Below are 13,571 nucleotides of genomic sequence, written 5' to 3'. Positions count from 1 at the left end.
AATCACTTTGTTATCAATTACCTGCCCTGCATTTACCTCACCTGACATTGGTTATATCTCCACTGCTTGCCCTGATTAAAGACCAGCTTCAGTTTCTCAAAAGCAAAGGCTTAGCCGCCGAGTCTATCGATTCAACGCAAGACCGAGAAACCTCACAACGTATTATGCAGTCGGTAAGAAACGGGGCCACCAAAATCCTGATGATTTCTGTAGAAAGACTGAAAAATGAACGTTTCAGACAATTCATTTCGCAAGTGCCTATTTCCATGTTGGTGGTGGACGAAGCGCACTGTATTTCGGAATGGGGACACAACTTCCGCCCTGATTACCTTAAACTGCCGCAATATCAAAAATCCCTGAATATCCCACAGGTACTTTTGCTGACCGCGACCGCGACGCCAAAAGTCATCGAGGATATGCAATCTAAGTTCAATATCCAACGAGAGCACATCACGGTGACCGGGTTCTACCGTTCCAACCTGCGACTGGACATTCAACCCTGCCTTCAGTCTGAGCGTTTGGACAAGCTGACGAGTATTCTTCGCAGCCAGCCTGATAGCCCGACGATTGTTTACGTCACACTGCAAAACTCCGCTGAGCAAGTCGCCAGTTATCTGCGCGAGTATGGCATTAACGCGCTGGCGTACCATGCGGGTTTAAAAAGTGAAGACAGAGAACACATCCAGCACGACTTTATGACTGGCGCCGTTCCTTGCATTGTGGCAACCATCGCTTTTGGTATGGGCGTAGATAAATCCGACATTCGACGAGTGATTCATTTTGATTTGCCTAAATCGATAGAGAATTACTCGCAGGAAATTGGTCGTGCAGGTCGGGATGGGCAACACTCTGACTGCATTTTACTTGGAGACAAATCTGGGCTGACCGTTCTGGAGAATTTCGTTTACGGCGACACTCCCGACGCCAATTCCATTCAGTTAGTGATAGAGCAGATCTACCAGAGCGGAAGTGAGTGGAGCATTATGCTCAACCGTTTATCTAAAGAATCCAATATTCGTCAGCTACCGCTCAAGACTCTGTTGGTGTATCTGGAACTGCAAGGCGTGATTGAACCAAGGTTCAGTTACTTTGCGGACTATCGATTTAAGCTGAATATGGAACAGCAACAGATTTGTGCTCGTTTTCAGGGGGAAAGAAAACAATTTGTAGAAGCGATTTTCCAGTGTTCACCAAAAGCCAAAACGTGGCACACCTTGGACTTTGATGCGCTTTGGCAAGGGTACTCCGCCGAGCGCAGCCGAGTAGTGTCTGCGTTGGACTACTTCCATGAAAACGGATGGATTGAGTTGGAAAGCAAACAAGCCACCGATGTGTACCGAGTGCTGAATACGCAATCTGCTCCAAATGAGCTCGCTCATCAGATGCACAGCCTGTTTGAGCAAAAAGAGCTAAGTGAGGTAGAACGCATACGAACCATGGTGGCGTTTTTCGAAGAATCGCGCTGCTTGAGCTATCAACTTGCCTCCTACTTTGCTGATGAAAACGCGCCAACGGAATGTGGCCATTGTTCGGTCTGTGAAGGAAGAGTGGCTCAATTGCCCGGAGCAGAACCAGTTCCTGTTGATTCCACGAACATTGAGCATTGGATCGCACCCTATTTAAAGGCAACGAGAGGCTCGGCAACTCCTCAAGCTCTGGCTAGGTTTCTTTGTGGCATTGCCACCCCAGAGTCCACCAGCGTCAAAGCAAGGCAAATGGAAGGCTTCGCGAAATTAGAAAGTACGCCATTTAGTGAAGTGCTTAATCACGTAAAACAGTCTCTCTAGAAGAAGCTGAGCTGACGCGCCTCCTGCTCGGGTTTAAGCATCACGTTTAACCCGAGCAACCGGATCTCACGACCTTTCTGGCGTTGAAGTACTTTTTCTAATAAGCCCCGAAAATCTTCCAACTCCAGTTCACCGTGAATGTGTTCAATGGTGGTTTGCTGAAAATCGGCAAACTTCATTTTAATGCCTTGCTTGATGATGGATTTATCCGGGGATGCTTTTACCAGTCGCTGCTCCAGTTCCGGATACAACTTTTCAGAGATCACCTGCCAGCATTCATCAAAGGTACTGATATTTTGTGAAAAGGTTCGCTCTACCCCAACTGATTTCCGTTCGCGCTCTGTTTCAACACTCCGGTTATCAATACCATGGCTTCGTTTCCAAAGCGACGCCCCTAACCTGCCAAAACGAGTCAGAAGGTCACGATAATCCGATTCACGAATGTCCAGGCAAGTGTAAAAGCCAGCATTATTAAGTTTTTCCAGGGTCACTTTTCCAACCCCAGGGATCTTATCTAGCGTCAGCGTATCTATGGTCTCTTGCACGTTTTCAGGAGGAATGACACACAGACCATTCGGTTTATTGATGTCTGACGCTACTTTTGCCAGGAACTTGATGGGAGCAACACCAGCCGAAGCCGTTAGCTTCAGCTCATGCCAAATATCGTATCGGATTGCCTCGGCAATTAATGTGGCGCTACCGTGAAGAACGTTGGACTCCGACACATCCAGATAGGCTTCATCCAGTGACAGAGGCTCTATCAGTTGAGTGTATCGTTCGAAAATACTGCGGATCTTGCGGGATGTTTCTACGTAAACTTGCATGCGTCCGGGAACCACTAACAAATTGGGGCATAACTTAAGTGCCTGCCCCGTAGGCATGGCAGAACGCACTCCGAATTTTCGCGCTTCATAATTGCAGGTACTCAGCACGCCGCGCTGTTTTTCGCTTCCCCCAACGGCCAGAGGGCGACCACGATAGGATGGGTTATCGCGCATTTCTACGGCGGCATAAAAACAATCCATATCAACATGGATGATTTTCCTCGTCGTATCTACTGACATGGCTATCACTCAAAGCACAAAAAAACACTGTATATAAAGTCAGTATAATAAAACTCATGTTCTTTTCACAGTACAAAGATGAGCTGAGTGTTCGCTCTGCTGACAGCTCATGTCAGTAGTCAAGATTCGTGTAGTCATCAACCTAAGAATTTTGATTGTGATCCAGAAAGAAATCCGCCCTTTGAAAATGATTGATTATAAAGCTGAATCATATTTGGAATATGTCTCAACCTTTTTACCAGTGTGGAAATAATCCAGTTTTTAATGGAAGTACTCATTTTTGTGATTAAACTTAACAAACGGGTAACGTATATCAAAAAGAAGAAGTTGGAGCTCTGGTGTTAAATCGGATTTTGGTTGTCGAGGATAGCCGCGCTTTTCGCAACTATCTCAACTCACAACTTGGACAAATTGGTTTTGAGGTCGTTCTGGCAGAATCGCTGGAAGCAGCCAATAACATAATAAAACATGATACTAACTTTCTGTGCGCTGTATTGGACTATTGCTTGCCGGATGGTCCCGACGGCGAAGTGATCGATCTTGTCTTATCGCACAAAGTCCGTGCTATCGTCCTGACTGCGCAATTTAACGAGAACATTCGTGAAAGTGTTATCGCAAAAGGTGTGTTGGATTACATCACCAAAGACAGCAGTGCCTCCGTTTCTTATCTTATCCCTCTACTTAAACGCCTGATGGCAAATCACACCCATAAAGCCTTGGTGGTTGACGATTCAGTGACCGTCCGCAACCATGTCGTCTACCTTCTGGAACATCAGTATATCGATACACTGCAAGCTAAAGATGGCGAGCAGGCCATGGAAGTTCTGGCGAAAAACCCTGATATTACGATGATCATCACCGATCATGACATGCCAAATAAAGACGGCATTACCATGACTCGTGAGATCCGCAACCAGTACGACAGAAACCATCTAGCTATTTTGGGGCTATCTGGAAACAACGACAGAACCATGACCGCTCGATTTTTGAAAGCGGGCGCAAATGACTTCTTGTATAAGCCGTTCAACCAAGAAGAGTTTTACTGTCGGGTTCAGCACATATTGGATATGAAAGACGCCACCGACGAGTTGTATCGAATAGCTAACCAAGATGCTCTCACCGGATTATGGAACCGCCGCTATCTGTTTGGCGAAAACGGCACCAAATGCTGCGACAACCGCAATGTTGCCATGATAGACATCGACTTCTTTAAGAAGGTAAACGACACCTACGGACATGACGGCGGGGATCGCGCACTGGTCACAGTGGCTCAGATTATTTCTATTTACTTTAAGAATGAAATTGCTGCCCGATTCGGGGGAGAAGAGTTCTGTATTCAGCATTGTGGTGATTACGAAGAGTTCCAAACCCGATTAGAAAACATGCGTCAACGCATTGAAAAAACAGCGGTTCAATACGAAGACCAGCGAATTAATCTCACCGTAAGTATTGGGGTGAGCTGCGGTGACCAGAGCAAGTCTTTGGAAGACATTATCCGTGACGCAGACGATCTGCTTTACCAAGCAAAAGAAGAAGGTCGAAATCGCCTCATTGCGCGGTAACGACCTCCGACCTCCCCCATAAATCTCCAAAATTCACCCAGACACTAAACAAAGCACACCATACGTTTAATTTTCTAGCCGCGGCTTTATTGCACCGAACCCCAAGGGTTTTCACAATACCTTAGTCACCCTCAGTGACCTTATGAAGCCGCGAAAATTGGGACTCTCTTTTTCCACATCAGCTTCCAGGGTCGCTCAATTCAAATTCGACCAAATGGAGCTTCATTGTGTGGAAGAAACTGACTTCTCTTGCTGTAAGTACATTCCTGCTTATCCACTCTCCTTTCACTGCTGCGAAACAATTTAACGAGCTTTTTTCTTCCGATAATAACGAAGCACAAACCGTCGAAGAATTTCTAGAACAAGACGACCTGTGGTTTGAAATACTCGATAACAAAGCACTGGCAGAAATCAAAAGCGTTTCCCTTTATTTCGAAGGAAAAGCCGTCACTGAAAAAGAAAAAACCGAACTGCTTAAGCTCTCTTCCATCCTGACTAAAAAGATGAAAGACAATGGACTGAAGGTGCGAAGCTGTATTGAGTGTGGCAAGACTCAAGTGGCGATGTCTGCGTCGAACGTAAGATATAAGCACGGTTTAGCCAGCAACGACGAACTGAGAAAGCTCGGTAAGCAAATTCGGGTAGATGCGTTTCTTTCATGGCGCGCCCCGCTGAATCAAGACACACACAGCATTACCATGTCACTGGTGAGCACCAAAAATAACGAAGTGGTGTGGACGGGAAACTTCGACCTGAAGGAGTCGCCGGAAGAGATAGCAAAGAAGAATGTCAAGGAGAGCGGGTTCGGGGTCGCTCTTGGTTACATTGGTATCGGCGGTACTTCTAATAAAGGCGAAGACATTCAAAACGTCACTGACATTTCTGTCCGATACTACAGCGGGCACAGTCCGTCAGAAAAAGCACACTTTGCATTTATTGGTAACTACTTCCGCAATTTTGACAGCAGCAGCGATTTCTCCATTCAGGGTTTTGGTGCGGAAGCACGGGCTCTTTACGCCATTACTGATGACTGGCTTTCCATTTATGCGGGTTCTGGATTTCAGTTTGTAGAAAACAAGCAAAAAATCTCGGTTCGAACCGGTATTGAGCTTTCTCCACCTCGTAATGCTTTCTTTACTCATGGCGACATCTTCGTCGATGTTGGCCTGATGTACATTACCAAAGACACCTACGAAAACGGCACCTGGGGTGGTAATCCTGCGTTTGATCTGACCTTAGGCGTGAGGTTCTAAATACGATGAAACTCAAGTTAACTCACCTGTCATTAATGCTAGTCGCATTTCAGTCTATGGCGCAGGAAACCGATACTTCGGCTATCAATCAGAGAGTCGAAATGAAGGACGGTAAGATCACCATCCATTTACAGGGTCATGCCTATGAATCTGGGGTTCAGTTCGATCTCTCTGACCCAGATATGGTGCTTACGATTGAAACCGATCCAAGTGCAGCGCCTCAGGCACTCCAGCCATTACCAGAACCAACAAATGATGAGTTGGAAAGTGAACCGGAAAATCACCAGAATACCCCTGCTCCAGAAGAAGACTCTCCCTTTAATGAAGCTAAGGCACTAGCGTTAAAAGTAGAAGCTCAAAAAAGAGCGGTTAGCGGAGATTTCGATCAGGCTTTACAGCTTCTTAATGAGGCACAACCTCTTACTGCCCAACCAGCAAAAATATTAGCCACAAAAGGCAGTGTTCTATACAAACTGGGAAATGTTGAAGGCGCGATTGTCGCTTGGCAACAGGCACTGGATTTCGACCCGAATCTCGGTGAAGTCAAACGTATGATGGAGTGGCTAGAGAAATGATTAAACTTCATCATCTTGCCTTCGCAGCCATATTAATTGCAGCTTTTGGCGTGGTCGCTCAGCCGTCTAGTGAAATTCAGGCACTGGAGTTTTCTGCAAAGCTGGAACAGCGTTTGAACAGCGACATTGAACGTATTATTGGTGCCAATAAGCATGTTCTGACTATTCAGTCGGAGCTGGTTACCAAGAAACTTCAAGCTGAACCTCAAAATCAGGAGTCTTCTGCACCTGAAATATCTGAAAGACCAGAAGCGCCACAAACTGTCGCCGTTCCAGTGACCATACCTGCGCAACCTGTCCCTGAATTGCCTGGATTGAGTGGCATCCCCGCTCAAGACACGATAGACGTACCTGCTCCTGCAGCACCTGCTGTTGAGCCTGTTTCATCACCTAAGCCAAAGCTACCTGCACCTAAAGCATCAGTAGCGCCAACAAAGCCAGAGAGTTCAACGGAGATCAACAAAATAGCCGTCACTTTATTGCTTGAAAATCAGGTAACGAATGAAAATGCTCAGCTAATTAAAAAACTGCTGATTCAAAAAGTGGATTACAACCCGTTACGGGGAGACACCATTGATATCATTCGTACAGAATTCTCGGTGCCCGTACCTGAGGGTACACCTCCGGTTGAAGCTCAGCCTTTGTGGCAGGAGTACCTGTGGGTAGCCTGGATCGTTGCCGCACTCATTTTGCTGCTGCTGGTCATGCTGTGGAGAAAAGCGAGAGCAAACAACCAAACTCCAGTCACTAACGCAGAACCAACTACAGGCGTAAAAGCATTACAAGCAGAACCGCTGCTTTCTCAGCAATGCTACGAGCATGAAGCTTGCCGTCAGGAGCTGGTTAAATACAGCCTGAGCGAACCTCAGAAAGTCGATAGCGTTATCCGAAAGCTGGGTCTGAATGAGCAGAACCTGCCTATGTTCGCCTGTGTGTATCAAGAACTGGGACGCGCGCTGTTTACTACCATGTACCCAAGTCTGACGGCAAAAATACCGAGTTACATCAAGTACCTTGAAGAATCGCCAGCCGATAAAGAGCAGGTAATGGCTCACTTAAAATCGTTTAAACAACTTCTGGTGGATTCCAACCCAACAACCGATTCCGCAAGGAAAAACCAGCCATTTGATTTCTTGGAAAACCTGACGACCAACCAGCTTAGATGGCTTCTGGAAAACGAATCTGACCGAATTCAGGCAATGGTGATCTCTCAGCTTTCACCTTCACGTTCATCAGAATTGTTGGCGGCTTATCCAACAGAAAGGCAGGCGCATCTTGCGATGGAGATTGCACGACTAGAGGCATTACCCATGACCGCATTTAATGATGTTGCTTCCTCTCTGGCGGCAAAAGCGCAGTCTGTTCCGGATTTCCGTACTCTGCCAACTGACGGTCCTCAGGTGCTTTCTAATATTCTGGACGGGCTGAACATCAGTAAGCAAACTGAGCTGCTGAACCAGCTAAAAGACACCTCTCCAGGGGCTTACGTACAGCTTAAGCAAAGCTATTTCACCTTCGATGACATCTGGCGCACACCTGCCAAAGTCATCAGCAACCACATTCGAAGTATCCCGCCTCAAACTCTGGCAACTGCGCTTTCTGATGTACCTGAGGAAAAAGTATGCAGCCTGATCTCCGAGTGCCCGGAACGTTACATCACCATGGTGTCCAGTGAGGTTGAAATGCAATCCGATGTGGATGAAGAAACCAGAAATGCTGCCAAGCTTGAAGTCGTGCAAGTGATGCGACAAGCGCTGGAAGAGAAAAAATTTAAAATGAGCGATCTGGAGGTCACTGCCTAATGTCGATTAGCACCATTACAGGCTGGATTTTTGCAGCCGCGGTACTGGTCACCGCAGTGGTCACCAGCACCGATAATTACTGGCTATTCGTCAGTTTATCGAGTTTTCTCATCGTATTGGGTGGCACATCTACCGCCACGTTGATCAGCTACTCATACCCGCTGTTCTTCCGTGCAATTCAAGCTGTACTAAAAAGTCTGTTTGATGGCAAGAATGAAACCAAGCTCAAACACTCATCTATTCTCCGTTCTATCGAGTGGAACAAGGTATACCGTACGGATGGCATTGCCGGATTGGAAAACTCTCTATCAGAGAAAGAGCAAAAAGATCCTTTTCTCTCAATGGCTATTGAGCTTTTAGGCACAGGGTACAAAGGGAAAGAGTTGCATGCACTGCTGATGGAAAGTAACGAAAGCCAGCGCGCCCGCGAAGCTCAACCAGCCAATGTGCTGAGCACCATGGCAAACTTTTCACCCGCATTTGGCATGATAGGGACATTGGTGGGTCTGATTGTCATGCTTGATAGCCTGGATGGCGATATGGCGACCATGGGCAAAGGGCTGGCTATCGCATTGTTGACGACTCTCTACGGCACATTGATGGCACAAGTGTTCTTTAAGCCTTCGGCCATTAATGTGCGTCGGAAATCCGATGAAAACTACCACCGAAGAGAAATGCAGATTAAAGCGTTTGTGATGATGACAGAAAAGCAGCCTGATCTGCACATCAAAGACTCCATGAACTGCTATCTTCCTCCTAAAAAGCGTCTGGAGTCTTAATATGCCTCGAAGACGCCACAACGATGCTGATGTACGTGAAGACAACGACTGGCTTGTCACCTACAGTGATTTCATCACTTTGCTGATGACGTTCTTCATCGTCATTCTGGCTACTTCACAAATCGATCAGGGTAAGTTTGAAGACTTCAAAGCAGGCTGGAATGCACTGACTCAACGCGATGTGCCCTTACCCATGAATGATCTGCTGAAATCACTAGAGTCTGCCACGGAACAAGAGCCCATCACCCTGACTCAGGTGCCAGACGGCATTAAGGTGGACTTCGATACCGAGGCGCTGTATCAGCAAGGCTCCGCCGATTTGAGTGAAGAAGGAATAAGATTGCTTGGCATTTTTGCAAATTCTCTCAAACAGGTGGACATCTCTGGCAAAGAAGTGGTTGTAGAGGGCCATACTGACGACGTGCCTATTCAAAATGAAAAGTTTGACAGTAACTGGGAGCTTTCCGGGGCAAGAGCCATAGGGGTAGCACGGCATCTGATTTCGCTGTCTGTCGACAGAAACAAAGTCAGCGCCGTTGCCTTTGCAGACACTTACCCACAAAGTACAGAGACTGACTCAATTGAAGAACAAAGAAAGCAGAACCGCCGGGTAAGTATCTATATTCGTCGTAGTTCGAGGCATTGATGTTCGAGGTATTAATAGCCTAGATACTTACCTGTTCCCTTCACCGAAGAATAATCCAAGTATGGGTGTAACCGTATGTATATTTCTTCGGTGATTGCTTTACAGTTTTCGTCCTGCTTGTGGTATCGTCCACCGCTATATTTATGAAACCAGCTCCCAACCCTGAAAAGCCATGACCACGGAAAATGAAACACCTGTAACCAAACCATCGATCTTTCGAAAAATATTGATGTTCTTAGGTTTGGCTATTTTTGGACTGGTGACTGGGGTCGCCATCGCGTTAGCCGTTGGTGTGAACATTAACCTCACACCCTATAAAGGAAAACTGGCTGACCTGATTCAACAACAAATCTCCCACCCGGTATCCATCGAAGGTGACATCCGACTGCGCCTTTCGTTTCGCCCTGAAATTGAAGTCAATCAGATTGAAATTGCCAATATTCCGAGTATCGAGTGGCAGCCTACCCTAAAAGTAGGTCATGCATCGGCAAAAGTGGCGGTACTTCCTTTACTCGACAATCAGGTTTACATCGACTTTATCGATCTGAAAGACATTCATTTGTATCTGGCTAAGGATTTTGATGGTCATTCAAACTGGGAGTCTTTTCAGGCAAACTCAGAGCAACCACAAACCCTTTCAGTTCAGCCTCATCAAGCTTGGTCACTCAACCTCGGGGAACGCATTCATGCAGAGAACCTGAGTGTCGTGTACGACGACCAACAGGAAAGCGTTTATCTAGACTGGTTTCTAGACACTTTTGATTTAACCAAAGACGGCAAACTCTGGAAGTTAAAGACTCAAGGAGCAACCTTAGGTCAGGCTTACGATCTGGCTATCACCGGTGAGCTGGAGAGCATCCTTAATCACCAGTCGGGTAAGCTGGATATCCAAGGCAGCTTTGCGGGCGCGGCTTTATCCCTAAGCTCGGAAATTCATCCTCTCGATAAAGGACTATCTACCGCCAGCCTTCAACTTGACTGGCAGGATACTGGTCCCATTGAAGCGCTGCTAGGATGGGATGTATACCACATAGCTCCGTTACACATTTCAGCTAATTTAGCCGCTCAGCAAGGTCACTTAAGTGTGAAAGACTTAACTCTGGACAGCCCGGCAACTCAGGCATCCGGGTATTTGGAAGTCACACTTGGCGATATCAACACGATTGATGGCAAGCTCGATGTGCCCGTGATTGACCTCAGACCCTGGCTTCAGCCTGAACCAGAACAGCACGCGATGGGCTTTGCTTCTGCCCCACCACAAAAATCACCATTACAGCGAGCTTTGGATCAATGGTTGGTTGCAACCCACACCAACCTTAACTTGACCATAGGTGAGATCTTGGGGCTGGGAACGGACATCAACAGCCTCTCGCTGTCTGTTGTAGGCAAAGAAGGCAAGCTGAGTGCTCCCCTCGCCGCCAATATTGCCCAGGTTCCTTTTCAGGGGAATGCGGAAATCGACGCCACCGAGTGGTCATCAAGATTAAACATAGAACTGGGCGCGAAAGACTCCTCATTGGGAGAGCTGGCAAGCTGGCTTGCAGGTATGGATAACGCACGTGGGCATTTAGACAATGCATTGCTGACCGTATCAACGGAAGGAACCAAGCTCAAGGAATGGATCAGCAACAGCGATCTCTCTTTTGACGTCGACAATGCTCATGTTGAATGGGCACAAGATGCCAGCTTCGCCATTGATAAAGCAAGATTCAGAGCAGGAATGAACATTCCCGTCGACATTGATATTCACGGAAAACTGCAAGGCGTGCCTGCGACTATTACGGCAGACGCTGGTGCACTATCTGATATTGTCAATCGCCGTGACTGGCAAACCACCCTTACCTTAGCTAGCCCAGTGTTGCAATTGTCCGCATCTGGAACACTGCCACAAACCAAGTGGGGCGTTGGCAGTCAGTTTGCGCTTCAAATCCACAGCCCGGACATCGCCAAGCTTAGCCCTTGGCTGGGAACTCAAGCACAGGCGACAGGTCCCCTTAAGTTTGGAGCCAACCTTGTCCATCAGGGTCGTTGGATAACCTTTGAATCCCAAAATCTTCAGTTAATGGACAGCAAAGGGAAGTTCAATCTCAAATGGCAGGAAGGGTCTGAACAGGGTCTAGTCAACATTGATGCTCAATTCGACAAACTGGATTTCAACCAGTTGGCGCTGCTAGCGAAAGAAGAGTCTCTGCCAGAAGTTGAACAGGCAGTTCCAACTAAAGGGGTCAACCTTTCCGTTCCGCTACTTAGTAATGACATCCATATTCTTGATGCCAACCTCTCATTAAAAGTGAACCAAGTACTCTGGGCTCAGCAGCGACTGGAACGTTTATCTTTTAGTGGGAAAATCAGAAACGGGATGATGAGCTCAGCGCCGTTTTCCATGCGCTTTGCTAACAGTCTTCTCAAAGGAGATTTGTCCCTCAGCGTAGATGCAGCAAAAATCCATTCAGAGTTGAATCTTAGTGCCAGCAAACCTGACATTTCAGAAATGGCAAAGACATTTGGTGTGGCTGATGACATGAAGATGTCGCTGGACAGTGCAAAGATCAGATTGGCACTCTCGGGCAAAACCTTGCTTGAATTTATGGAGATGACCGAGGTCGATGCCCTGCTCCAGGGTGGATACCTAGAAATTCCCGATATCTACACAGGCAAGGCAATGGCAATCCGCATTGCGGAAGGACGCTTTCATACCGGACCAGAGCGTTCAACAGAGTTGCTTATAAACGGCGACGTTTCGGGGAAAGACACGCAATTACAAATCACATCGGTGTCTTTGAAAGAAGCTAATCAACTGACTGAAAGTCTGCCTGCCGACCTCATATTCAATATCGGTGACATCGCGTTTAAAGCTCAAACTCAGCTCTCCTTACCCCTTGATTTCACCAAGCTATCGTTAAAGCTAAATGCCGACATTCCTAACCTTGATCGCCTTAACGAATTCACTGGGGTTGCGCTTCCTCCCTACGGTCCCATCAAGTTAAGTGCGGAGCTTTCTCTCGATGAAGTCCAATATCAGCTAAAACATCTGATTCTTAATGTTGGCAGTAGTGAACTTGAAGGTAGCGGTCATCTTCGCCCGCTTGGTCGATTTAATCGACCAGACATTGCTCTATCCCTTTCCTCTGATCTGATTCAGATGGACGACTTCAAAGTCGGCAACTGGAGAGCATGGCTACCAAATGATGACAACAAAACAAAAGAGCCAGAAGAAACGAAACCGACCGAACAAAAGCAGCCGTTGGTACTCAGCCCAGAAGGGCTATCGTGGGCGAATTTAGAGCTCTCTCTGGACGTCAACAACGTACGTTCAGGTAACGACTGGCTGGGCGCTACAGAAGCCCGGCTAAAACTGACAAACGGAAAGATGACCGTGTCGTCTTTAAAAGTTCGTATTCCGGGCGGCTCTGTATCCCTGGCTGGAGAAATAGCCGCGCAAGAAAAGCTGTTTGATATTGCCATGCAAGGCCAGGTTCATCGTTTCGATTACGGGGTAATTGCTCGTCGTATCGACAAGAAAACAAATATGGGTGGAGAGCTCAGTACATACTTTAATCTGACCAGTCTGGCCAACACCCCTGACAGCCTAATGAACAACGCAAATGGCTTTATTGGTTTTTCGGTTTGGCCAAAGGAATTTGAAGCCGATCTTATCGACTTATGGGCAGTGAATTTAACGGATGCCATATTACCAAGCTTTACTGAAGAGCAAGAGTCGGTGCTTAACTGTGTCGCGGGCGGGTTTGACGTTCAAAATGGTGAGATGAGCCAGCGTGATGTGTTGCTCGATACCACACGAATTCAGGTAAACGGTTCGTTTAACGCTTCATACCCAAACCGCACATTTGACCTGTACCTGACACCAAGACCTAAGTCAGCGCAGATATTTAGCTTACAGACACCAGTAGAAGTGTCTGGCAGTTTTGAGGACTTTGATTTCAATGTCCCACTTTCCGCAATTTTGGAAACATCCGTACGCTTCACCACCAGCCCGGTTATCTCGCCGATTCGCTGGCTGGTAGAAAAACCATTACAAAGCGACGGTAGCCATGTATGTGAAGCGATTTCACGCGGAATAGCAGTTAAGCAGTAAGGGTTAA

General features: G+C 47.0%; 9 protein-coding genes. 8 read left to right on the top strand and 1 reads right to left on the bottom strand.

The genetic code is table 11. The features are described 5' to 3' along the window. On the top strand, window positions 1–1,787 hold a 1,787-nt coding region (locus RH89_RS14130), incomplete at its 5' end, for a RecQ family ATP-dependent DNA helicase (RefSeq protein ID WP_004403066.1). Here RH89_RS14130 and dinB read toward each other — a convergent pair. After that, complete coding sequence (gene dinB / locus RH89_RS14125) at window positions 1,784–2,851, bottom strand: DNA polymerase IV (RefSeq protein WP_038146025.1); 1,068 nt, start codon at window positions 2,849–2,851, stop codon at window positions 1,784–1,786. The two genes, RH89_RS14130 and dinB, sit on opposite strands and share 4 nt — an antisense overlap. 338 nt (window positions 2,852–3,189) lie before the next feature. Here dinB and RH89_RS14120 point away from each other — a divergent pair, with 338 nt between their 5' ends. The 7 genes from RH89_RS14120 to RH89_RS14090 all read left to right on the top strand — a co-directional run bounded on the left by RH89_RS14120 (window position 3,190) and on the right by RH89_RS14090 (window position 13,564). After that, entirely contained in the window at window positions 3,190–4,413 is a 1,224-nt protein-coding gene (locus RH89_RS14120) for a diguanylate cyclase (RefSeq protein ID WP_004403064.1), read from the top strand. Window positions 4,414–4,640: 227 nt separating this feature from the next. Then, window positions 4,641–5,666, top strand: a complete 1,026-nt coding sequence (locus RH89_RS14115) for a hypothetical protein (protein ID WP_004403062.1) — start codon at window positions 4,641–4,643, stop codon at window positions 5,664–5,666. 5 nt (window positions 5,667–5,671) lie between these two features. Beyond that, window positions 5,672–6,241: a tetratricopeptide repeat protein gene (locus tag RH89_RS14110; RefSeq protein WP_004403060.1), complete on the top strand. Its 570-nt coding sequence runs from the start codon at window positions 5,672–5,674 to the stop codon at window positions 6,239–6,241. Beyond that, window positions 6,238–8,043, top strand: a complete 1,806-nt coding sequence (locus RH89_RS14105; RefSeq protein WP_004403057.1) for a FliG C-terminal domain-containing protein — start codon at window positions 6,238–6,240, stop codon at window positions 8,041–8,043. The genes RH89_RS14110 and RH89_RS14105 overlap by 4 nt, the downstream gene beginning before the upstream one ends. Continuing rightward, on the top strand, window positions 8,043–8,822 hold the full coding sequence (locus RH89_RS14100; protein WP_004403056.1) for a motility protein A: 780 nt from the start codon (window positions 8,043–8,045) through the stop codon (window positions 8,820–8,822). The genes RH89_RS14105 and RH89_RS14100 overlap by 1 nt, the downstream gene beginning before the upstream one ends. Window position 8,823: 1 nt before the next feature. Further along, complete coding sequence (locus RH89_RS14095; protein WP_004403054.1) at window positions 8,824–9,468, top strand: OmpA/MotB family protein; 645 nt, start codon at window positions 8,824–8,826, stop codon at window positions 9,466–9,468. 172 nt (window positions 9,469–9,640) lie between these two features. Then, entirely contained in the window at window positions 9,641–13,564 is a 3,924-nt protein-coding gene (locus RH89_RS14090; RefSeq protein WP_004403051.1) for an AsmA family protein, read from the top strand. The last annotated feature ends 7 nt before the right edge of the window (window positions 13,565–13,571 follow it).

The sequence above is a fragment of the Vibrio nigripulchritudo ATCC 27043 genome (assembly GCF_000222685.1).
In the GTDB taxonomy this organism is placed as follows: Bacteria; Pseudomonadota; Gammaproteobacteria; order Enterobacterales; family Vibrionaceae; genus Vibrio; species Vibrio nigripulchritudo.
This window is presented reverse-complemented; position numbering and strand designations above follow the sequence as displayed.

Coding starts and splice junctions, on each gene's coding strand:
- dinB (WP_038146025.1), bottom strand. CDS start 2,851: ATGTCAGTAGATACGACGAGGAAAATCATCCATGTTGATATGGATTGT.
- RH89_RS14110 (WP_004403060.1), top strand. CDS start 5,672: ATGAAACTCAAGTTAACTCACCTGTCATTAATGCTAGTCGCATTTCAG.
- RH89_RS14105 (WP_004403057.1), top strand. CDS start 6,238: ATGATTAAACTTCATCATCTTGCCTTCGCAGCCATATTAATTGCAGCT.
- RH89_RS14100 (WP_004403056.1), top strand. CDS start 8,043: ATGTCGATTAGCACCATTACAGGCTGGATTTTTGCAGCCGCGGTACTG.
- RH89_RS14095 (WP_004403054.1), top strand. CDS start 8,824: ATGCCTCGAAGACGCCACAACGATGCTGATGTACGTGAAGACAACGAC.
- RH89_RS14090 (WP_004403051.1), top strand. CDS start 9,641: ATGACCACGGAAAATGAAACACCTGTAACCAAACCATCGATCTTTCGA.